Annotated in this window: 22 protein-coding genes, 1 pseudogene and 1 riboswitch; of the genes and pseudogenes, 12 read left to right on the top strand and 11 right to left on the bottom strand. The window is 40.9% G+C overall.

Annotated elements, in window-relative coordinates; translation table 11 throughout:
- Nucleotides 1–179 precede the first annotated feature (179 nt).
- Nucleotides 180–701 (top strand): YitT family protein, encoded by a 522-nt coding sequence (locus ABC374_RS00205; protein WP_413015119.1) that lies wholly within the window; start codon nucleotides 180–182, stop codon nucleotides 699–701.
- A 9-nt stretch (nucleotides 702–710) separates the two neighbouring features.
- Here the strand turns inward: ABC374_RS00205 and ABC374_RS00210 are convergent, their stop codons facing one another.
- The 4 genes from ABC374_RS00210 to ABC374_RS00225 form a co-directional block, all read right to left on the bottom strand.
- Nucleotides 711–1,571: a DUF421 domain-containing protein gene (locus tag ABC374_RS00210; protein ID WP_413015121.1), complete on the bottom strand. Its 861-nt coding sequence runs from the start codon at nucleotides 1,569–1,571 to the stop codon at nucleotides 711–713.
- Between the two features lie 30 nt (nucleotides 1,572–1,601).
- Entirely contained in the window at nucleotides 1,602–1,808 is a 207-nt protein-coding gene (locus tag ABC374_RS00215; RefSeq protein ID WP_101225000.1) for a DUF1657 domain-containing protein, read from the bottom strand.
- A 235-nt stretch (nucleotides 1,809–2,043) separates the two neighbouring features.
- Entirely contained in the window at nucleotides 2,044–3,048 is a 1,005-nt protein-coding gene (spoVAD, locus tag ABC374_RS00220) for a stage V sporulation protein AD (protein WP_413015124.1), read from the bottom strand.
- A gap of 234 nt (nucleotides 3,049–3,282) precedes the next feature.
- Entirely contained in the window at nucleotides 3,283–3,486 is a 204-nt protein-coding gene (locus ABC374_RS00225) for a DUF1657 domain-containing protein (RefSeq protein WP_101224998.1), read from the bottom strand.
- Nucleotides 3,487–4,014: 528 nt separating this feature from the next.
- Between ABC374_RS00225 and ABC374_RS00230 the strand changes: the two genes are divergently transcribed.
- From ABC374_RS00230 to ABC374_RS00240, 3 genes are read left to right on the top strand one after another with little or no spacing between them, the layout of a single operon-like run.
- Nucleotides 4,015–4,191: a hypothetical protein gene (locus ABC374_RS00230; protein ID WP_241663407.1), complete on the top strand. Its 177-nt coding sequence runs from the start codon at nucleotides 4,015–4,017 to the stop codon at nucleotides 4,189–4,191.
- Nucleotides 4,188–5,465: an ammonium transporter gene (locus tag ABC374_RS00235; RefSeq protein ID WP_413015127.1), complete on the top strand. Its 1,278-nt coding sequence runs from the start codon at nucleotides 4,188–4,190 to the stop codon at nucleotides 5,463–5,465. The genes ABC374_RS00230 and ABC374_RS00235 overlap by 4 nt, the downstream gene beginning before the upstream one ends.
- A 48-nt stretch (nucleotides 5,466–5,513) precedes the next feature.
- Nucleotides 5,514–5,741, top strand: a complete 228-nt coding sequence (locus ABC374_RS00240) for a hypothetical protein (protein ID WP_350301032.1) — start codon at nucleotides 5,514–5,516, stop codon at nucleotides 5,739–5,741.
- Between the two features lie 328 nt (nucleotides 5,742–6,069).
- On the opposite strand, the gene ABC374_RS00245 is transcribed toward ABC374_RS00240, so the two are convergent.
- Nucleotides 6,070–6,402: a hypothetical protein gene (locus tag ABC374_RS00245; RefSeq protein ID WP_350302769.1), complete on the bottom strand. Its 333-nt coding sequence runs from the start codon at nucleotides 6,400–6,402 to the stop codon at nucleotides 6,070–6,072.
- A 354-nt stretch (nucleotides 6,403–6,756) separates the two neighbouring features.
- Between ABC374_RS00245 and ABC374_RS00250 the strand changes: the two genes are divergently transcribed.
- From ABC374_RS00250 to ABC374_RS00270, 5 genes and pseudogenes are all read left to right on the top strand, one after another.
- Complete coding sequence (locus tag ABC374_RS00250; protein WP_350301033.1) at nucleotides 6,757–7,413, top strand: 5-bromo-4-chloroindolyl phosphate hydrolysis family protein; 657 nt, start codon at nucleotides 6,757–6,759, stop codon at nucleotides 7,411–7,413.
- Nucleotides 7,410–8,582, top strand: coding sequence for a toxic anion resistance protein (locus ABC374_RS00255; RefSeq protein ID WP_309079306.1), 1,173 nt, complete (start codon nucleotides 7,410–7,412; stop codon nucleotides 8,580–8,582). Before ABC374_RS00250 ends, ABC374_RS00255 begins: the two co-directional genes overlap by 4 nt.
- Nucleotides 8,583–8,593: 11 nt before the next feature.
- Nucleotides 8,594–9,163 carry a nitroreductase family protein gene (locus ABC374_RS00260; RefSeq protein WP_350301034.1) on the top strand — a complete coding sequence of 190 codons (570 nt, stop codon included), beginning with the start codon at nucleotides 8,594–8,596 and terminating at the stop codon, nucleotides 9,161–9,163.
- Between the two features lie 623 nt (nucleotides 9,164–9,786).
- Nucleotides 9,787–9,864, top strand: a pseudogene (locus ABC374_RS00265) (SEC-C metal-binding domain-containing protein); the annotation flags it as partial.
- A 332-nt stretch (nucleotides 9,865–10,196) separates the two neighbouring features.
- Nucleotides 10,197–11,195, top strand: a complete 999-nt coding sequence (locus tag ABC374_RS00270; RefSeq protein WP_034306043.1) for a S8 family peptidase — start codon at nucleotides 10,197–10,199, stop codon at nucleotides 11,193–11,195.
- A 46-nt stretch (nucleotides 11,196–11,241) separates the two neighbouring features.
- Here the strand turns inward: ABC374_RS00270 and ABC374_RS00275 are convergent, their stop codons facing one another.
- Both ABC374_RS00275 and ABC374_RS00280 read right to left on the bottom strand, forming a co-directional pair.
- Nucleotides 11,242–11,904: a YcnI family copper-binding membrane protein gene (locus tag ABC374_RS00275; protein WP_350301036.1), complete on the bottom strand. Its 663-nt coding sequence runs from the start codon at nucleotides 11,902–11,904 to the stop codon at nucleotides 11,242–11,244.
- A gap of 18 nt (nucleotides 11,905–11,922) precedes the next feature.
- Nucleotides 11,923–13,557, bottom strand: a complete 1,635-nt coding sequence (locus ABC374_RS00280) for a copper resistance CopC/CopD family protein (RefSeq protein ID WP_413015131.1) — start codon at nucleotides 13,555–13,557, stop codon at nucleotides 11,923–11,925.
- Nucleotides 13,558–13,858: 301 nt separating this feature from the next.
- Between ABC374_RS00280 and ABC374_RS00285 the strand changes: the two genes are divergently transcribed.
- Nucleotides 13,859–15,349: a cadherin-like beta sandwich domain-containing protein gene (locus ABC374_RS00285; protein WP_413015133.1), complete on the top strand. Its 1,491-nt coding sequence runs from the start codon at nucleotides 13,859–13,861 to the stop codon at nucleotides 15,347–15,349.
- A gap of 51 nt (nucleotides 15,350–15,400) precedes the next feature.
- Here the strand turns inward: ABC374_RS00285 and ABC374_RS00290 are convergent, their stop codons facing one another.
- The 3 genes from ABC374_RS00290 to ABC374_RS00300 form a co-directional block, all read right to left on the bottom strand.
- Nucleotides 15,401–17,032 carry a PAS domain S-box protein gene (locus ABC374_RS00290; RefSeq protein WP_413015135.1) on the bottom strand — a complete coding sequence of 544 codons (1,632 nt, stop codon included), beginning with the start codon at nucleotides 17,030–17,032 and terminating at the stop codon, nucleotides 15,401–15,403.
- A 114-nt stretch (nucleotides 17,033–17,146) separates the two neighbouring features.
- A complete protein-coding gene (locus ABC374_RS00295; RefSeq protein WP_413015137.1) occupies nucleotides 17,147–17,803 on the bottom strand; it encodes a TVP38/TMEM64 family protein in 657 nt (218 codons plus the stop codon).
- Nucleotides 17,804–17,926: 123 nt separating this feature from the next.
- Nucleotides 17,927–18,412 carry a QueT transporter family protein gene (locus tag ABC374_RS00300; protein WP_048686195.1) on the bottom strand — a complete coding sequence of 162 codons (486 nt, stop codon included), beginning with the start codon at nucleotides 18,410–18,412 and terminating at the stop codon, nucleotides 17,927–17,929.
- A 6-nt stretch (nucleotides 18,413–18,418) separates the two neighbouring features.
- Nucleotides 18,419–18,463, bottom strand: a riboswitch (PreQ1 riboswitch).
- 170 nt (nucleotides 18,464–18,633) lie between these two features.
- On the opposite strand from ABC374_RS00300, the gene ABC374_RS00305 reads away from it, so the two are divergent.
- Both ABC374_RS00305 and ABC374_RS00310 read left to right on the top strand, forming a co-directional pair.
- Complete coding sequence (locus tag ABC374_RS00305) at nucleotides 18,634–19,155, top strand: YbaK/EbsC family protein (protein WP_413015139.1); 522 nt, start codon at nucleotides 18,634–18,636, stop codon at nucleotides 19,153–19,155.
- A gap of 137 nt (nucleotides 19,156–19,292) precedes the next feature.
- Nucleotides 19,293–20,105: a hypothetical protein gene (locus ABC374_RS00310; protein ID WP_350301042.1), complete on the top strand. Its 813-nt coding sequence runs from the start codon at nucleotides 19,293–19,295 to the stop codon at nucleotides 20,103–20,105.
- A gap of 81 nt (nucleotides 20,106–20,186) precedes the next feature.
- Here ABC374_RS00310 and ABC374_RS00315 read toward each other — a convergent pair whose 3' ends face one another.
- Nucleotides 20,187–20,483 carry a DUF3892 domain-containing protein gene (locus ABC374_RS00315; protein WP_101224982.1) on the bottom strand — a complete coding sequence of 99 codons (297 nt, stop codon included), beginning with the start codon at nucleotides 20,481–20,483 and terminating at the stop codon, nucleotides 20,187–20,189.
- Nucleotide 20,484 lies beyond the last annotated feature (1 nt).

Raw genomic sequence — 20,484 nt, forward strand, 5'->3', positions numbered from 1 at the left:
TAAATGACCGGGACCTTTTTACCGTAATTAGTTTGAAGGGAAGGGAGGGAGATTTTTTTTTTGCATGTTTATTCTTGACGCTTTGACTTGGACATATAGTAAGAAATATATGAATTGGGAGGCAAGGTGATTTTATTAATTTTCAAAAAGCGGTGGCTGTAATCGTTGGTAGCTTTTTGGTGGGCATTGGAATCAATGGTTTTTTAGTTCCCCATCATTTAATAGATGGCGGCGTTATTGGGATTGCACTTATCCTTCATTATTTCTTTGGTTTTCAAACGGGGCTATCCATGTTGATCCTTAGTATTCCAATATTTTTATATGCCTGGTACTATGAACGGTCTTTTTTCTATAGCAGCGTTCACGGATTGCTTTTGACATCCCTTTTTATGGATTGGCTTAATCCATTGAAAAAGGTCTTTTCCATTTCGATACTTACAAGCTCTTTGATTGGCGGTGCCATCATAGGGATGGGCATAGGACTCATGCTTCGATATGAGACAAGCAGCGGGGGAACGGATATGTTAGCTAAAATCATCTCAAAATCTACCTCCATGGATATTGCTTTGGCGATTATCGTCATAGATACACTAATCATTTCAGCTGCAGCATTCACCTTAGGTATCGAAATATTTCTTTTTTCATGTGTGACGATCGTCATCATTGGACTGATCACTTCGCTTATGAAAGTGAGGAAATGAAAAATATAATCAGTTCCTTAAGATATGGGCTACGTCATCTATTGCCCTTTGCAGCTTTTCGCTATTTTTGCTAAACATCTCTTTAGCTTCCTTTGATTCAGTTCCAAGGGCAAACAACTCTAAGTCCGCTTTGCATTTTTTCAAGGTCGCGAGCAAAAGAGGTTTTTCTTGAGGGGAAGGAACTTTAAGCTTATCATCATAAAGGTCCACAGTTAATTCTCCGTTAGAATTAGCTTGACCAAGAAACACATTTTCTAGGAGTACACCCAACTTATCCAGTTCAGTATGAAGCCAATTTCGGTTCAGACCAATCGTGGAAAGTGGTTCATCAAGTATGCTGCCGTCCATAATGATGGTTTGTGGCTCCTTTACTGCAGCTACAGACAAGTTAAGGTCCTTGGCTGTTATAGGTTGATTATGCTTCTTTAACATGACTGAAAAATCCCCGTTGGCTTCCAATAAGGCAAACTCAACTTCAGAAATATCGAAGACATCCTTCTTCCGGAGCAATCCTAACAATTCATCGATGGTATATTTCTCTTTTTTTAAATTATCTTCCATGACTTTCCCATCTTTGATGAATACCGTTGCTTTTCCTTCAATAAGGTCACGAAAAGTTTTACTTTTTAAGGATATTAATCCTGCAATGAAGGGTGCTATGGCAAAAACGAGAATGGACAGTACGCCATGTATAATATTGCCTTCCACTTTTGTAGCTAATTCTGCCCCAACATTACCAATGGTTATGCCCGTTACATATTCAAAAAAGGAAAGCTGGGACAATTGTTTTTTTCCTAACACTTTAGTGATCAAAAAAAGAACAATTAAAAAGAATAATGAACGTAAAACAATTTCTATCCAATCCGGCATTACCAAACACCCCCTGATTGATCATGGTTATTAAAAACCTTTATATTGCGGTTCTTCCCTTTCTAACTCGCCTACGCGCTTCTGTACATCCTTAATAACTTCATTCACCACCAGCATCGTTTCATGCAAGATGCGTTTAGATTCATCATCTTGTGTCCGTAGTGCTAAGCTGGATAAACCTGCTTCAACTCCTTTTAGGCTAGAGACACATTGTTTGACATTGGAAGCTATCGTCATGCAGCATCCTCCTAATCTTTAGGTCTATGGGTCGGAACACTCCAGGCTGTTATCCAGGCACTGGTTACTTCAAACATGCGAGCGACAACAGCCGAACAATCCATTCTTTTCCGCATCCGCTAACGCTTCCGAAACAATCTCCGCAGCCAAGAATGTTCATCCAGTATGAGCAGGCGTCTGGTTGAATACTTCAAACATTATCTGTCCCGTGACACAAGTAAATCATGGTTGTGGTTCACTCATATTCAATCGATACGGCATGGGCAATGCATGGTATCGTCTCACTTTGTTGAAAGGAAAGGGGAGATAATAGAGCACCTGTAGCCACGACGAGCAATCGCTTTAGTTCTCCCTTTTTCATGCGATTTAATAAGTGGCCATAAACGACCGTTGCGGAACATCCAGGGCCGCTTGCCCCGGCCAGGACCGGTTGACCATCCCTGTATATCATTAAACCGCAATCTTTATATTGCGCTTCTTTAATCGGCGTGCCGTGTTTATTAAATAATTCCAAAGAAACTTCATGTCCAATCTTTCCTAAATCCCCGGTCACTATTAAATCATAATAAGATGGATCGAGGTTTCTTTCTCTTAAATGGGCTTCAATCGTATCAACGGCGGCAGGGGCCATGGCACCTCCCATATTGAAAGGGTCAGTGAGGCCCATGTCGATGACACGGCCTATCGTAGCCGAAGTGACCCTTGGGCCTTCCCCGTCGCTGCTTAATAAAGCCACTCCGGCTCCCGTAACGGTCCATTGGGCTGTTGGAGGTTTTTGCCCCCCGTATTCAGTTGGGTAGCGGAATTGTTTTTCTACTGCGGCGTTATGACTTGATGCTCCTGTCAATAAGTACTCTGCTCCTTTGGTATTGACAAGGTAAGCACCAAGCGCCAATCCCTCCATGGAGGTGGAGCAGGCGCCAAATAAGCCGAGATAAGGTGTTCCCAGTGTTCGGCAGGCAAAACTAGTAGGCGTTATTTGATTGATAAGGTCACCTCCAAGGAAAAATTGAATCTGTTCCTTCTGAAGACCAGCCTTTTCGATTGCTTTTGTGCTCGCTTCTTCCAATAAGACTTTATGTGCCTTTTCATAGGTATCTTGATTTATCCATAAATCGGAATGGAGAAGATCGAAATCATCCGCAAGCATACCGTCTGCTTCAAATGGACCGCCGACAGTTCCTGTGGAGACGATGACAGGCTTTTGTTCAAACACCCATGTGCGATGCCCCGTAAGCATTATAAACCACCCCAATGTATGAGTATTGTTAGTGCTAAGGTAAAACCAAGTAATAACATAAATGCTTCTGCCAGTTTGACTATATTGGTGCCATTCCCTTACGGATATAGCTGCATTACCGCCAATTCAATACACCACAAGTCCGGTAAGGACGGAAAAACGCTTGATACAGAAAAGAAATGAATGGATATAAAAAAGGCTGGTTGCCTTAACCAACCTTTTTTATATGAATGATTATTGTTTATATTGAGGTTCCTCGTTTTGTATCTCTTCTATGCGAGGAGTGATGCTGTCCACAATCGTTTGTGTTTGTTGGGCAGCTTGCTGGTATAGTTGTTTGGCTTGCTCGTTATCTGTTGAAAGGGCGAAGGTTTCAAAGCTCGCTTGAGCGCTTTTCAGCCCGGCTAAAGTTGTTTTGACATCATTTATTACCGTCATATATGAACCTCCCTAGTTTGTAACTGCTTTATTAGAGTAAGGAAAAAATGATTAAATATACCTTCCAAAATTTCTCTAGGAAATGAAGTGTAATTTCATTATAAAACTTAGTTCTTCAATCTCATTCCATTAATCAAACGTTTGATTAATGAAGGGGAACAGGCAGAAGTGTTATTAATATTATCCGCGCCTTTTAGTTAAGCAAATCGGTTTTATTGTTTAATTATTGACTGAATTCAGAATTATTAATATAATGAGAAAACATAACGTGATTACGTGAGGTGATATGACATTTATATTCGTGATGATTTATATAGTAGGGTTGTTTTTGAAATTTCATCTGAAGAAGTTGTAAAAGGACTGCTATTCCACAAAAGCAAACAAGAGTCGGAAATTGAATCGATCAAAGGTAAAATTCATAAATATGAGCAAAAACGGAGAGCTGAGGAAGCTTGGTATCAATCCCTATCACCATTTAAACGTTTTTTTACAGGGCGTGCCCCAAGTCATCACCAGGCAGTTGAGCATTTGGTGAATGTTAAAGATAGATATAAACAAATCGAGAAAATAAAACAGAAGGTCGCTTTTTTAAATGAGATGATCGGTTTACTTGAAGCTGAACCGGAAAAACGGGAAATGAATTTACCATCAGACATCATTAAAGAAATAATGGCCTGGCAGAAAGCGGAGGGAACGCCAAGATGACTCTAGAAACGTTAAACGCTGGCTTGGATACGATTTGGGTGGTTCTGACAGCAGCCATGATTCTATTGATGGAGGGCGGTTTTGCTTTACTGGAGGCAGGGTTCGTCCGTACGAAGAATAATGTGAACATCATCATGAAGGTTTTTGCCGATATTACGATTGGAACGCTTTGCTATTTCGTCGTTGGTTTTGGCTTAATGTATGGAGCGGATGTATTTGGTATTATTGGAGCAAGCGGCTTTCTGCTGAAAGGTGATTTGTCGCATATCGACCTTACGATTTCCATCGATGCATTTTGGTTATTTCAAGGGGCATTCGTCATCGCCGTCATTTCCATCGTTTCGGGAGCCGTTGCAGAAAGGATCAATTTTCGGGCGTATCTTATTTTTGTCGTAATGATGACGGCATTCATCTATCCGATTGCCGGTCACTGGGTATGGGGTGGTGGCTGGTTAAGCGGGTTGGGCATGCAGGACTTCGCAGGGTCTGCGGTCATTCATGCACTAGGCGGTTTTTCTGCACTTGCGGCTGCCATTGTTATTGGGCCGAGAGCAGGAAAATTCACTTCACGGGGGACTAGCTCCATTTCACTGCCGAGCAATCTCCCACTGGCATCAGTTGGGGCATTTCTTTTATGGTTTGGCTGGTTTGGGTTTAATGCAGGAAGCACCTTGCAAGCTACTGATGGACGCATTGGCCATATTGCCATTGTCACGATGCTCTCAGCTGCATCAGGGGGAGCGGCGACCTTGCTTTATACACTTTTTAGATATGGACGTTCGGATGCACCTTCCGTCATCAATGGCTCACTTGCAGGTCTTGTCGGGATTACGGCTGGCTGTGCATTCGTTAGTGATCTGGCGGCATTGTTGATTGGTGCAGTTTCTGGAATGTTGATGTTAGCTGCGACGAATTGGCTGGAAGCCCGAAAAATCGATGATCCGGTTGGTGCCTTTCCTGTTCATGCGGCATCAGGGATGTGGGGTACGATTGCGGTAGGGCTTTTCTCCACTGAAAACGGATTGTTCGCCGGTGGGGGATGGCATTTGCTCGGAGTTCAAACATTAGGATTAGCGGTGTTATGTATGTGGGGCTTTTCATTGACATGGCTCGTTTTTAAAATTATAAATGTTTGGCTGCCTATTAGATCCACTGAAGAAGAAGAAGAACTCGGATTGGATATCAGTTATCATGGCATCATGGCCACACACACCTCGCCGGAGTTCATCAAGGTAGAGGACTACTATAAGCAGGATGAAGAATTGACAAGGTAATGACTATAATACAAGATAGAATCCAGATAAGTAAGAGGTGAATTTTAAATGGGTGCATGCAATCTTAATCATTCGCAGCAAGATGTCAGGCTGAAATTTGAGAGTCAAAAGACATTTTTACCAAGCGAAATAAGTCAAACATTAGATCGATATCTGGAAAAAGGGAATTCGCAGGAAACATTGAATGAACTTTTTCATCTATTGAAGAAGTATGACTTGTCTCCCCAGGAGGAACAGGAATCAAGAAACGAAAAGTTGAAACGGATAATGTTGTAAACGGGAAAGAACGGGAGTGCAAGGATGACTTCCGTTCTTTTTTTGTTTAAAACGATTTAAGGGATTGGGACCGGGAATCTGACTCCTATTTAATTTTTATTCAGTGCCATTTTTAAAGAAGATAGCAGGAATCATATTTAAGGCAGCGAAAACATGATTGTAAACGAAAAGTTGTTCTTTTAAGAGTTTAAGTAACGCGGACAAGGGTTTAGCGGACCTTTAAAGATTTAATCAATCGTTTGATTAAATCTCATGAACTGACTACCACCTTCAATAAAAGCATGGAAAAAATAAAAAAGCGGGAGCCCATAATGAGCTCCTGCTATCTTTAAAAACCATCATCTGTAGCGGTGAAGGGGATGTTTAGGTTTCTTTCCACTGCCCGAAGTCTTTGATTCAGCCTGTTTAACCTATTCGTATGTCGCTGGTCTGCTTGACTTAGCCGGGAGATTTCCTGGTTAATGCGGTTCACTTCCCGGTTTATCCGCGTGATTTCTTGGTTTTGCCGATTGAGTTCCCTCGTTTGACGCTCATTTTGACGCTCAAGTTCCCGGATTCTTCTTTCAAGTTGTTGAGGCTGCCTTTCAATATCGAATTGCTCAGGCACCTGGCTATATGGATTTTCTTGTACCTGCTGAAAGTTCCAATCTTGCTGTGGCATATAATCAAATCGTTCAGGCTGTTGGAAATATGGGTTAAAATTAGGCTCAAAGTACTGAAGATTTCCATTTTGTTGTGGATAAGGATAAAATCCGTATGAATTCATGGTCAACTCTCCTTTTTAAAATCAGGATGGATACCTTATAACTTATGTCAGTTCCGGTGAAGTGACTAGGCGTTAGCCCATATGAATGGGAAGAAGAGGTAATTAACAGAAAAAATTTCAATAAATTTGCAGAAACCATCCGGTTCCTATATCGTTTAGGATAGGAGAAATTCTTTTATCCATCTTGAAACCAATTCCAAGGATAATCCGTATATAAAGAAAAGAGTGTAAGTCAGGAGTGTAATGATAATGAATCGATTTCTTGCTGATTTTGTTCCGATATTGATTGCATTTCCAATGGTTTTGCCGGTTTGGATGATTAGCTATTTTGCATTGAATCAACCGTTTGCCCTGTCCGTTGTCATATCTTTAGCAGGAGGGGTACTTGCATACTGGCTAAGTTCCGTTTATTTTTCATCAAGATACCTCAAAAAACATGAATTGACGAGAAAAGAATATCAATATATAAAGAAAAATTTAACTGAAGCAAAACCGAAGATATGGCGGGTGCAAAAAGCACTAATCTCTGTCAGGCATATCTCTTCTTTCAAACAGAGGAAAGATATGATTAAAATGATCAGGAAAATATATAGTCTGACGAAAAAAGAACCGAAGCGGTTTTACCAGGCGGAACAATTTTATTACTCTCATCTGGATTCCGCCATGGAGCTTGCGGAGAAATATGTTTTTTTAGCACAGCAGCCAAAAAAGAATAGGGAACTCGAACTCTCCTTAACGGAGACTCGTAAAACCTTAAAGGAGCTCACTAATACGATAGAAAAGGATTTATATAAAGTGATTGCCGATGATATCGATAACCTTAACTTCGAATTGGATGTTGCTAAGCAGTCCATTAAAACGAGAAAAGAGTCACAAGTAATTGATGAAAGCAGGAGGTTAAAATGAATAACAATGATCCAAACCTGTTGAATAAAACGAATAATGCCAGTTTGATCGATGACCTTTTAGCCAATCCATTTGATGGGGTGCAGGAGCTTGAGAAAGTATCTTCCCAGGAAGCGAAACCGGTTAAACTGATTGATGTCATTCCTGAAGAGAACAGGGCAAAGGCTTATCAGCTTGCCGAACAAATCGACCCAACGAATCATCAGGCGATGATATCCTATGGTACACCCGCCCAATCAAAGCTCCTGACCTTTTCTAATTCGATGCTTGAGCATGTCCAGAAAAAAGATGTGGGTGAAGTTGGCAACATTATCAATGATTTAATGAAAAAGTTAAACGAGCTGAGCCCGGATGAGTTAAAACCGGATAAGCCCTCATTTTTTGCGCGTATGTTCGGGAAGCTCTCGGGATCTGTACAGGAGGTGCTATCCAAGTATCAAAAAACAGGGGCCCAAATTGACCGAATCAGCGTAAAACTCGATCGGAGCAAGAATATCCTGTTATCGGATATCGTAATCCTTGAAAAGCTATATGAAACGAATAAGGAATATTTCCAGGCATTGAATGTATATATTGCAGCTGGGGAAATCAAACTCGAAGAAATTCATGAGAAAACGATTCCGGAGCTAAGGAAGTCCGCTGAATCAAGCAATGATCAAATGAAGTTTCAGGAAGTCAATGATATGCTGCAATTTGCTGAACGGTTGGATAAAAGGCTTCATGATTTGAAATTGAGTCGTGAAATCACGATTCAAAGCGCACCGCAAATCAGGCTGATCCAAAACACGAATCAGGCACTAGTCGAGAAAATCCAATCTTCGATCATGACAGCGATTCCGCTTTGGAAAAATCAGGTTGCGATTGCATTGACCCTAATCAGGCAAAGGCATGCTGTAGAAGCACAAAAACAGGTTTCCAAGACTACAAATGACTTGTTATTGAAGAACTCCGAGATGCTGAAAACGAATACCATTGAAACTGCAAAAGAAAATGAGCGCGGACTTGTCGATATTGAAACATTAAAGAAAACTCAAGCTAACTTGATATCCACGCTTGAGGAGACCATGCGGATTCAAGAAGAAGGAAGGCATAAACGCCGGCAAGCCGAACAGGAATTGGCATCAATGGAAAATGAACTGAAACAGAAACTATTAGAGATAAAGGGATAAGGGGAGATAACATGGAAACTATCGAAGCTATAAAAACGAGAAGAAGCATTGGAATCGTTAAGCAAGATCCGGTACCTAAGGAAATGATTGAGCAAATCATTGAAGCTGGAACGTATGCACCAAATCATCATCGAACGGAGCCTTGGCGTTTTTTTGTATTGACTGGAGAAGGAAGAAATAAACTTGGCCAGGTATTCGAAGAAATCACAAGAATGGAAAATGCTGATGATACCCCTGAAATTTTAATCAGCAAGCTCGAACGGCAAAAAAAGAATCCATTAAGGGCTCCAGTCATCATCGCGGTGGGCATAGAGCCTAGTGATAAGAATAATGTCCTTGTGGCAGAAGAATATGCGGCAGTGAACAGTGCCATCCAAAACATGCTACTTGCAGCACATTCTCTAGGTTTGGGAGCAGTATGGAGAACGGGGAAAATAACGTATCATGAAAAGGTCCGTGATTTTTTCAATTTATCCTCTAAGGGAGAGGTATTGGCTTTCATATACTTGGGTTATCCTGACATGGAGCCGAAACCTGCCAAGAGAACATCGATTGATGAATTGACCACATGGATCGGATGAAAGATTGAGAGGGCTGCATCAGTTTATAGATACTGATGCAGCTTTTTTTATTGCCTTCAATAAGGCTTCCTTAAATCTGCATTTAATGAAAGCGATTTGGCTTTGTCAGGCTTCGTTTCAAGTGACGATTGATGAATTAGGTTGTACAATACATAGGAAGAATAAATTTTTGATGAATTAGGATGTGTCTATAGATGAGAACGATTGATCCATTTGAGATACTCGATGGAAAAGCGATAAAATATTTAGATGTATTTGGCGTTGAGGATGGCATTGCTTTAAAGAGTAAGTACGAAGATAAATCGTATTGGATATATGATTATTATTGCATGCATCAGACTTGTGATTGCCAGGAAGTATACCTTGAATTCGTTGAGGAGCTTAAAGGAAATAAACAGGCGGGACAGCATTTTGGAGTGAGGGTTTCTTTCGGGGATAATCAGTTTGTCCTGGAGGATTATAATATTTCCAAGCAAAAGGCGATGGATATCGCGGAAGATACGCTGAAGCACAGTAAAGATGTAATGGAGTTATTTAAACAGCGGTATCAGCAAATGAAGGAAAAAGGCACGCAAATTATCATGGAAAGTGCAAAGGCAGCTAAAATGCCGCATGTTCATGCAGAACCGATCATTGGCAGAAATGAACCTTGTCCATGCGGAAGCGGGAAAAAATACAAAAAATGCTGCGGTGCAGCTTAACATTTTGGAAGCTGACTCGATTCGGAGTCGCTTCTTTTTTAATTGGAAAAGCGCATGCTTGAAAAAAACTGAATAATGAATAAAAAAACGTGGTATTTATAGAACGCTTGTTCTATAATAAGAGTACCAGATAATAACACAAAAAGAAATAAAAACTAGTTATTTAGACGGAATTTTCCGAAAACTTCTTTTTTATTTTCATAAATCTGGTATATATAAGAGAGAAGAGTTTTTTGATCTCATCTCTTTCAACGGTAGACGGCAACCAGACGGGATGAAAATCCCCACACTGATGGCAGTTTAACTTATTGAACGAAGGAAGGGGTAATCAAATGACAAGAGAAAAAAGATTAATACCTTACAAAGTTCTTGAAGTAATGGAAACGGTGAAAGAGAAGATTCCTGAGGGTGTCGAACTTGTGAAAGCACCGGCGATTTGGGAAAAAAGCAGTTATGGTGAGGGCGTGGTAGTTGCCGTCATCGATACAGGCATTGACAAGGGACATCCAGACCTCAAGGAAAGAATCATTGGCGGGAAGGATTTTACCAATACCGGGGATTATCAAGATGATAACGGACATGGGACACATGTCAGCGGTACGGTTGTGGCTGCCATTAATAATGCTGGTGTAGTGGGAGTGGCTCCGAAAGCAAGCATATTAGCGTTAAAGGCCCTAAATGGTCAAGGACAAGGCGATATAGATTGGATTAATGGGGCTCTAGAGTATGCAATCAATTGGCGGGGACCTAATGAAGAAAAGGTTTCGGTCATTTCACTTTCACTTGGCGGACCTCCGGATGAGACTGAACACAAACTCATTCAAAAGGCCCTTCAGAACGATATCCTTGTTGTTTGTGCAGCTGGAAATAGCGGTGATGGGCGTCATGAAACGGATGAATTGGATTATCCAGGAGCATATCCCGAGGTAGTGGAAGTCGGAGCTGTGGATTTAAGCAGAAATTTAGCGGATTTTTCAAATACAAATGATGAAATTGACTTGGTGGCGCCAGGGGTTGATATTCTCTCTACGTATCCAGGAAATAAATATGCCAGGTTGAGCGGAACGTCAATGGCTACGCCTCATGTAAGCGGTGCAGCAGCTCTCTTGAAAGTGATTGCTGAAAAGGAATTTGAGCGCAATTTAACTGAAGCGGAATTATATGCACAGCTGGTGAAAAGTACGGAAGATCTGGGAATAAGCAAAAAAGCACAGGGAAATGGATTGCTTAATTTAACGATAACGGAACAAAGAGCTGAAAAATCAATTAAGATTACGATAGAATCAGAAAACCTTAAGTTACCGAGTAAATCGGTTGTCATGGAATATTAGAAAAGAAAAAGGTGCCTCAATAAATTGGGGCACCCTTCCATAATGATTATTTTTTAGTTTTCCTTAGAGCTGCTAAAAGCGCTACAATGGAAAGAATTAGTGATATGACAGCCAGGGTGATGATCAGCGTTTGGTTGCTATCACCTTCTGTTGTTGCTGACTCCTTTGAATTGTCAGTTGTCGTGGAATCATTAGTGTCAGCTTCATCTTTGTGACCATGGTCCGCAGGTTCTGCATCAGCCTTGGGCGCAACCGTAATTTCCGTTACAGAATGCGGTAGGTCTGAGCCTTCTTCACCGCTCCATTCAACAATTTCACCATCTTCGTAATATTGAAATGCATCCCAGGCAACATTCGTTTCTTCTTTAGGATTTTGTGCTACGAAAGAGAATTGCTGGAATTGTCCAGCTGCTATTCCTTCGTCAGTTGCTGCCCAAGTTACCGTTTTTACATGCCCATCTTTGTCACCTTCTGTCGTTACTTTCCATCCCGGTACAGGCTGATAGCTTTCAAAAGTAACTCCTTCAGGTACTTTTAAAGTCACCTTTGTAGTGGCAGTTTCTTTTTCGACGGGTACTTTAATTGTATAAGTTTCCCACGCCTCAGGTGCTGATGAACTAGGCTTGACTGTAACGTGAGCATACGCTGAACCGGAAAAAATGAATAGTGCAGCAAATGTAAAAATAAGAAGCTTTGAAATGTTTTTCATTGGTATTAATCCCTCCTGTTATGAATTTCCTATGAAAATTATAAAATCAGCATTGATTGAATCCAGGCTTTCAGTTAATCCGTGAACATGGATACTCCACTTTCCTGGCATGGTTAATAAAGACTTTGATGTAAATGTACCTGTGTTTTTCTCCTTCATCTGCAGCTTCATTTCACCATTTTGCGTATCCAATGGCTGCATTGTGATTGTAAGCTGCTCTATATCAGCAATTGGCTTGCCTTCATTGGAAAGGTTTACTTGAATCAGGTTATCCCCGACTTCATTGGGGGTCACCATTAATGTAACCTCATTATTTTCTTCAGTCAGTAACGTCTTTTCGATGGGCCCGGGAGATGACATGGCAGTTTGGACATTTGTCAGCAGAGCTGCAACGACAAGTATGACGATCCCTAAACCAAACTCGATTCCCACACTATAACCAAGTTTTTTCGTTTGCTTTCTCCCTCGGAGAAAATGAAGGCCTCCTAAAACGATCATGACTAACATGAGACCGATTTTCGCTAGTAACAATTGACCATATGTTGTGTTAAACAATGAATGGATAGTCGGTATATGCTGTAAACTGCTATATATCCCGCTGACAATCAGTATGATTACAAACAGAAATGACCATTTGGAAAACCTTGAAATGATCGACCAGTAAAACGTTCTCTTATCTTCTTGGACTGCCTGACGATTAGCTAGCCCAGGCAAAATCACCAATAAGGCCATAAGGCCACCGAGCCATAAAGCCATGGACAATAAATGAAGGAAATCCATCAAAACGGCCAGAACCTGATTAGGAACGGCTGCTGTATGTCCAGTTAAAGCCTTACAAATCATCAAGCAGGCAATTATGATGAAAGAAAGGTAAGGTAGTGATTTATTCAGGGTGTTCTCGAGCATGAAATAAATCACTAAAAATAGAAGCAGCAATATTAGAATTTCAATGATCCAGACCGATCCAAAGTTTGTAGCATTCAATACTTCTTTAATATAACTAACTTTAAATGCATCATTCCAACCTACGCCAGCATCAATCGTAACTTTTAAAGGCAGACTGCAGAAGATGGAAAATGCTAAACCTGCATATGAAAGCCAAAGGTATAGACGAGTTCTTCTGCTAGCTTCAAAAAGTCGAGAATCCTTCATTAACGATAATCTGAAAAAAAGGATTCCGGTTAGGGCAGCGAAGCATATGTATTGAAGACTTTGCAGGATTACATTGATGGAATTCGGAAAACTTGCACTCACTTCGGAATTTTCTTGGTCTGAAAGACCAGCTGAATCTCCGAATTGAAAGGGTATTGTTCCTTCGATGGGATGGCCATCACTCGAAACCACTCTCCATTTAATGTAGTAAATCCCTTCATCGATAGTGTCCTTCCACTTAGCTTCCAGTACTTTTTCACTTTGTTCCGAGATTGCACTGTCTTGGATTTGAATTTTGTCCCCATCTTGGCTGAATACCTCAAGCGAATGGAAGGCTGGTTGTATATTCTCACTGAATTGAATGCTGATTTTTTCAGGAAGAGCATCCATTGCTTCATTCGGGCTAGGATTAGAGCTTATTATTGTAGCATGACCAAAAGCCATTGCCGGGTTTAAAAGCAAAACGAACAGGCTGACTATCAGCCAAAAATATTTTTTCATCTTGGTGTGCCATCATCCTTTCATCAGATTATGTATGCTTATTATAAAAGGAAAATGTGAAAAAACAGTGAAAATAAATTAGTTATCTAAAGGCAGTTTAAGAGGTTCGCTAGAAAAGTGATAACAATAAGGTTAGATGACCTGCCTCCCTCCCTCCATTATAACCATAGTATTGGTTGGGGATTCCGCTTTGCACCAAAGCATTAATAGGTATCCTCCGAAAAATACATTAAGAAATAATTAAGGTTCCTTTGGTAACCTGGCCCTATCATGTTTGCAGGAATTATAGGAGGGATAGGCTTTGCTAAAGAAGGGGTTAAAAGAAAAAAGCGTTAAGGTGATCTTGGTTGGTTCTCTTGTGGGGATGGGGACATCCATTTATATGCCCGAGGCATGGGCGGCGGAAGGCGCGTCTGTCATTCAGGAAGAGGCACAAACGGTAAATAGTCTTTCAAAGCTAGAAATAGAAGGGATAGAACTGGATCAAAAATTTTCGGAAGATGTACACGATTATAGTTCGGCAGTGGGGAATGATGTGGAAAAGATCACATTGCTTGCAGCAAGCCCTAACGAGAATGCAGCCATATACGTGAATGGGGTAAAAATGACAGATGGTAAAGTGAAGGATTTAACTCTTCAAACAGGTCTGAATACATTTGAAATCACCGTCAGCGATGGGGAAAATGAAACGGTTGCCTATACTCTCAAGGTCGAAAAACTTGAAAGTGATGATAACCTTTTAACATCGATTGGATTATCAAAAGGCTCATTAACATTCGATTCTAAAGTGACAGCTTATAATGCTTCAGTTGAAAATGAAGTCCAGTCCGTTACGGTAACTCCGACATTGAGTGACAGTACCGCAATTGTAAAGGTGAATGGAAAGGATGCTACCAGTGCCGGTGTAAAGGTTAGCCTTCCAGTCGGTAAGACAACGGTGAAGATTGTCGTTACAGCAGAAAATGGAGATGAAAAAACCTATACGCTTACGATTACACGGGCTGCAGCCAAGGAAACCGAATCGAATGATGCTCCTAAAGAGAGCGAAGTGCAAAAGGAGCCATCAACAGAAACAAGTAAAGCTCAACCTTCCTCGGATAAGGGGAATAAATCATCTTTAACATCAGCAGAATCCTCGGATAAGGGGAGTAAATCACCTTTAACATCAGCGGAATCCTCCAATAATCTAAAACCAAGCAGTGGTGTCAGCCAAGTGCCGAAAGCACAGCAAATTGAAAGTAATTCAACACAAAAACTTAAAACGGATTCTATAGAGAAGGTAGCGTCAGCAGATTCTTTAGGCGAGGAAGGCAATAATGCACCAGTGTTGAACAATCTGACTGTATCAACCGGAGTATGGAACAAATCTTTTGAATCTAATGAGCATACCTATCATATCGAGGTCGATAATGATATTTCTTCAGTCGAAATGGATGCAGCGACAAATGCCAGCGGAGCAACGATTGAATATGACGGTGAGAGCAGTAAACAAGTGAAGATCAAGGATAAAGCGAAGACGGCCATTTCCGTTACCGTATCAAAGGATGGGGAGCGCCGGACTTACGTCCTTGTTTTCGAAAAGGATATGGAGGTGGAGATGGATGAGGAAGAAACCGTGGATGATGTCAAAACAAAAGAGGCGGAAGTTGAGGCAACACAAATGAGTACGGCTGGCAAGAAAGTGAGCGATACATCCAATGATACAGAAGGCCGGGTTAATGTGAAACAGCCTGTCGAGACTGTGTCATTCTTTGGGAATATAAAGGATTTCTTCACCTCCCTGTTTAAATAGGGTCGTTCTGAATCCTGCAAAAAAGGACAAGGTTTAGGCTTGTCCTCGGATTCATAATTTTATGGGCAACATGATTTGGACCTCGGTTCCATGGTTTAGTTCGCTGTTAAAGCGGACCTTTCCCCGATGCGCCTCGATGATTCGGCAACTGACTGTCAGTCCTAATCCGGTTCCTTTTTCTTTAGAAGAATAGAAAGGTTCTCCAAGATGCTTTATCCGGTTTTTTTCAATTCCGCTTCCATTATCTTTGATGGTGATGGAAAGGTTATTGTCCATGCGTTCGAAATCAATCCAAATGTGATCGGCGGATGCCTCCATTGAATTCTTGAGCATGTTTATGAAAACTTGTTTTAATTGGTTTCCCTCACATAATAGAAGCGGTATTTCGTTTTTAACAGATATTGATATTTGGGTGGGGTACGAGTCCGCCTCTGGTTTCAACAAGGTTTTGACATCATTCATCAGGTCGATGATTTGATGTTTGCTGAATGGAAGTTCCTGTGGTTTTGCCAGAACGAGTAACTCGCTTACAATAAGATTGATCCGGTCCAACTCACTTAACATGATTGTGTAGTATTGTTCATAGGGATGGTCGCTCTTTTTAAGCAGCTGGACGAAACCTTTTAAAGAAGTCAGCGGGTTTCGTACCTCGTGGGCCACACTTGCGGCAAGTTCGCCGACTATCGATAATTTTTCGGTTCTTCTTAAGCGTGCTTCGGTTTCCCGGATTTGAGTGACCTCTTTAGCATAAGTAATGATTCCGACTAAATCCTCGCCAACCATCATCGGGACAAACGTACAAGAAAGTAAGATGGACTTCCCGTACTTCGTCAGGAATTCTATATCTTTCCCTTTTTTGATCCCCTTATGGTTTTCCATGACATATTGGCAAGATGTACGGATCAATTCCGCGTCTTCTGCTGAGAAGTTCAAATTAATGAATGAGGCGCCATGTATTTCTTCCTGTTGAAAACCTGTTACCGTTTCAAATCTAGGATTCACGGTCGTGATCATTCCGTTTAAATCAAGCATCAGCATCGGATATGGGTTGTGTTCAAACAATGATTTATAGCGTTGTTCACTTTCGAATAATTGATTCTCCGCGACAACCCTTTCAGAAATATCCCTGCCAATGACGACTAAGCCTTTTCGTGAACCATCCTCATTGAACAGGGGAACTTTGATCGTATCAAATGTCTTGTGATTGCCATCGGGAAGAGGGATGATTTCCTCACACCGTGTGATTTCCCCTTTTACCCACGTTTCTTCATCGGAAACTTCACAGTAGATCAACGACTCTTTATAAAATTCCGAGTATTCTGCGAGCTCACTGTCTCTTTTTCCCTTATAATCTACATGCTCCAATTGAAATAATTGCAGCCCGAAAGTATTGGATTCAAGCCATCGGCCATCACCATCCTTGAAGTTAACGAAATCCACCATTGAATTGATGAGTGTACGCCGGCGTTGTTCCGCTTCTTTTAATCGTTTGAATTCTTCCCTTTTAGCTAAATAAAGATATAAGACCAAGCCTATTGATAAAAGGAAAACAAAGCCTTCCACTCTTTGAAGTTGAATAAAGACCTCTTTATTTTGGATATTTGTAGTTAAAAAATAGTCGAACACGACTAATGTAAGAATCCCGGATAGGATATATATTGCTAAGATGGAGCGTTTGGACATGGAGATTCTCCCTGATTTTAAGACATTTCAAAGGTAAAATTACATACACATTTTAACAAACTATCGAAAAAAAATATATGCAGAATCCTAAATAAAAAAACAGGGCCAATGTGGTCACCTGTTTTTTCTGAAGAAGGTAAGTTTCTTTTTCTTTTTTGCACGCTTATAGATAATGAAAAATAGTAAGAAGAGGAGTGCGAGTGCAGCTAGCGTATATTGGTTCATTTCAACAGATAGCAGTCCATAGGGAATCAGCGATAGGAAGAAAAAGTATATAAGGTTGCCAAGCCCCGTCGCTAATAAAAAATCCTTGAACGTGACAGTGCTGACTCCAGCTGCCAAGTTAATTAAGCTTGTTGGGATAAGCGGGAAAATCCTGCCTGTAAAAACGTACATGAAGCCATGCTCCACAACGGTTTCTTGCCATTTTTCGCCAACCTTCTTTAAGAGAAGCTCCTGAAACCAGTTTCTTGCTGCATAAAAAATGAATCCTGAGGCAACCACACTTGTAAACCAACTCCATAGATAGCCATATATGAATCCGAATATCGTGACATTGATAGTCAGGAGCAAAATTAAGGGGATGATTGTAAAAGAATTTTGTACAAACATCAATACGAATGTCACAATAAATGTAAGCAAAAGGTTTTCCTTCAATATGCTAATAACAGAATCTAGGTCACTTTTCCAAACTAATGTGAACAGCTCTGCATTAGAGTATATAAATATTGCAATTACAAGTAGACCGATTATGGTCAGGACTTTTTTCAAAGGGCCACCACCATTCTTACTAATAGTTTATCATTTTCGAGTTCATTGGTGAAAAAAAAGAGCTGCCGCATCATGCAGACAGCTCTTTTCCATTATAGTGGCTTAACGGCGCGAAGATTCCTTTTAAAGCCACTTTTCAAACTGAATTCTTTTGTTCATTCCATAAATGATTGGCGCTCCAATTAGGAGGACAACGAACTCACCGACAGCTGTAGTCATCCAGCTTAGCCAGAATGGCAAGCCAAAGGCAAGGTTCAGTTCAATTGCAATTAAAAACATTGTGAACGTGAAAAAGATAATCGTGGCGATCATCCGTCCTTTAATGCCTTTTATGAAACGAGATACATAAATGACAAGCAATAAGGCGAGCAGGGATTGCCCCACCCCAAAAATCAAATCATATGGTACCATCGGTGAAAAGAGCAGATTCGATATGAAGACTCCGCCAACGATACCGTAGATATACTTTTTATTGAATACAATCAGATGATTCAACATTTCCGGTACACGGAATTGGAACATCTCAAAAGCTATTGGTTTAAACACCAATGAGACCGCCACATACAAGGCAGCCAATAACCCGTTTATCACGAGTGTACGAACATTCATTTTACTCTCTCCCTAGTTTTTTATCGTGGGATGGTTACGAACCACGTGTAGGCGTTTACCCGATGTTTAATAGTATCTCATGTAAGCTTGTTTCGTCAATTTGTAAAGAATGGTTTTAATTTATTAGTTTCCAAGCAGGAGAAGTAGCACAATAGGATTTTGATTTATTGCAATGAAGGATGATATTATTTTAATATGTACGTCAAAGGAGTGAATATAAAATGTCGATCGAGAGTGTCAAAAGCCATTTTAAACAATGGAATCGGGAAGGCGACGTAAAGGAGTTCGAAACATCGAGTGCTACGGTGATTGAGGCAGCGGAAACCATCGGTGTTATCCCAGCGCGGATTGCTAAGACTCTTTCCTTTAAAGGGGAAGGTGAACCCGCAATTTTGGTAGTTGCCGCAGGGGACGCCAAAGTGGATAATAAGAAATTTCGTCAGACATTCGGTTTCAAGGCACGAATGCTTTCGCCTGAAGAAGTCCTTGCACAGACCGGTCATGCAATCGGAGGCGTTTGCCCGTTTGGTCTGGCAAACGATTTAGCTGTTTTTCTTGATGTATCGATGAAGCGCTTCGAGTCATTGTTCCCGGCTTGCGGCAGTGCGAACTCTGCAATAGAACTTACACTCGCTGAATTGTTTGAATATTCAGGTGCAAAGGATTGGGTGGATGTTTGTAAGGGTTGGGAAGAAAAGGAGAATGAGGAAACGGCGGTAGGCAATGCAGTTGATGGCATTTGATCAATGGGTGCCAAAAAATTAGATTAACATGATTGGGATTGAGTCCACTGCAGTGGACTTTATTTGTGGGGGCCGCATGCATTTCTATGATTAAAGCGGAAAACGGGCAGAAAGTGTTCCTGAGCGGAGGTTGAAAGATGTTAAATGGAAGCGAAAGAAAAAGCAATAGCAGCTATCTTAGTCTTAAAACTCTTTATGAAGAAAATATAACGGTTAAGAGCATTGCCCAGGAGCTTGAGTTTTGCCATAAAAATGATCTGGCTCTGGATATTCAGAAAGCATTGGAAAAAAAGAATTTTGATATATTGGCAGTCAAAGATCAAGGGGAAATCATCGGGTATATCGAAAGGGAAGAACTAGGTGAAGGAAGTATTTCTGAATATTTAAAAAGCTTTTCACCAAGGGAAATGGTTTCGGATTCAACCCCTTTGATCCAGCTTCTCCATATTTTCAAGAATAAAACAAGGGTGTTCGTATTAGAGAATAATTCAATTAAAATGTTGATTACCCATGCCGACCTTCAAAAGCCTCCGATCAGGATGCTGATATTCGGATATATTACCTTATTGGAAATGAGGATGAGTGATATCATCCTGGATAGATTCGGCGATGGCAGCTGGTATCCAATGATCAGCGAAGACCGTTTAGAAAAGGCAACCGAATTATATAGAAGGAGAATCGATAAAAATGAGGATATCAATATAATAGAGTGCCTGCAAATCAGTGATAAATTCGATATTATACATAAAGATAAAGAATTGAGGTGCTTCTTCCAAATCCCTTCGAAAAGTAAAGGGAAGAAGGATGCGAACGCCATCCGGAAATTACGGGATAAGATTTCCCATGCTAATGAACTGGGTCTGGACATGTCATGGATGGAAATCATCGAGGTTGTCGAGTCCTGCGGCCGACTGCTCGAAATCTCTGAATCCTATCCTTACGAAAAATAAGATCCGGCTAATCATGCTGGTTCTTTTTTAGCTCATCCAGACAGAAAAAAACTGCCCATATCAGGCAGTCTCCCCGAAAATTCAAAACTCCGGCAGTTGATCCAGGTTATTTTCCTTTATCCCATCGGGCTCACTCCGCAATATGTCACGTCCATATTTATGAAAGACGTCAACATTGGCCAGGTTGCCCGCCTTTGCTTCCGCAAGGGCTGTGGGGTAGTCGAGTTCGCGGCCGGAGTTCGTCTTGATGGCGATAATATTGTCCTCTTCATTTTTCCTTACGGCGATGATTTCTTCTTTTCCTGCTGAATCAGGTTGGTTTGCTTGCGGTGTTCCCTGCTGTTTATATGATTCATAGGCTTTTTCAAATTGGTCCATG

Source organism: Peribacillus phoenicis (assembly GCF_047238085.1).
Lineage (GTDB): Bacteria > Bacillota > Bacilli > Bacillales > DSM-1321 > Peribacillus.

Bases quoted from the DNA above. Each gene is read 5' to 3' on its own strand.
- ABC374_RS00210 (WP_413015121.1), bottom strand. From the start codon at position 1,571: ATGCCGGATTGGATAGAAATTGTTTTACGTTCATTATTCTTTTTAATT.
- ABC374_RS00215 (WP_101225000.1), bottom strand. From the start codon at position 1,808: ATGACGATAGCTTCCAATGTCAAACAATGTGTCTCTAGCCTAAAAGGA.
- spoVAD (WP_413015124.1), bottom strand. From the start codon at position 3,048: ATGCTTACGGGGCATCGCACATGGGTGTTTGAACAAAAGCCTGTCATC.
- ABC374_RS00225 (WP_101224998.1), bottom strand. From the start codon at position 3,486: ATGACGGTAATAAATGATGTCAAAACAACTTTAGCCGGGCTGAAAAGC.
- ABC374_RS00235 (WP_413015127.1), top strand. From the start codon at position 4,188: ATGACTCTAGAAACGTTAAACGCTGGCTTGGATACGATTTGGGTGGTT.
- ABC374_RS00240 (WP_350301032.1), top strand. From the start codon at position 5,514: ATGGGTGCATGCAATCTTAATCATTCGCAGCAAGATGTCAGGCTGAAA.
- ABC374_RS00245 (WP_350302769.1), bottom strand. From the start codon at position 6,402: ATGCCACAGCAAGATTGGAACTTTCAGCAGGTACAAGAAAATCCATAT.
- ABC374_RS00250 (WP_350301033.1), top strand. From the start codon at position 6,757: ATGAATCGATTTCTTGCTGATTTTGTTCCGATATTGATTGCATTTCCA.
- ABC374_RS00255 (WP_309079306.1), top strand. From the start codon at position 7,410: ATGAATAACAATGATCCAAACCTGTTGAATAAAACGAATAATGCCAGT.
- ABC374_RS00260 (WP_350301034.1), top strand. From the start codon at position 8,594: ATGGAAACTATCGAAGCTATAAAAACGAGAAGAAGCATTGGAATCGTT.
- ABC374_RS00270 (WP_034306043.1), top strand. From the start codon at position 10,197: ATGACAAGAGAAAAAAGATTAATACCTTACAAAGTTCTTGAAGTAATG.
- ABC374_RS00275 (WP_350301036.1), bottom strand. From the start codon at position 11,904: ATGAAAAACATTTCAAAGCTTCTTATTTTTACATTTGCTGCACTATTC.
- ABC374_RS00280 (WP_413015131.1), bottom strand. From the start codon at position 13,557: ATGAAAAAATATTTTTGGCTGATAGTCAGCCTGTTCGTTTTGCTTTTA.
- ABC374_RS00290 (WP_413015135.1), bottom strand. From the start codon at position 17,032: ATGTCCAAACGCTCCATCTTAGCAATATATATCCTATCCGGGATTCTT.
- ABC374_RS00300 (WP_048686195.1), bottom strand. From the start codon at position 18,412: ATGAATGTTCGTACACTCGTGATAAACGGGTTATTGGCTGCCTTGTAT.
- ABC374_RS00305 (WP_413015139.1), top strand. From the start codon at position 18,634: ATGTCGATCGAGAGTGTCAAAAGCCATTTTAAACAATGGAATCGGGAA.
- ABC374_RS00310 (WP_350301042.1), top strand. From the start codon at position 19,293: ATGTTAAATGGAAGCGAAAGAAAAAGCAATAGCAGCTATCTTAGTCTT.
- ABC374_RS00315 (WP_101224982.1), bottom strand. From the start codon at position 20,483: ATGGACCAATTTGAAAAAGCCTATGAATCATATAAACAGCAGGGAACA.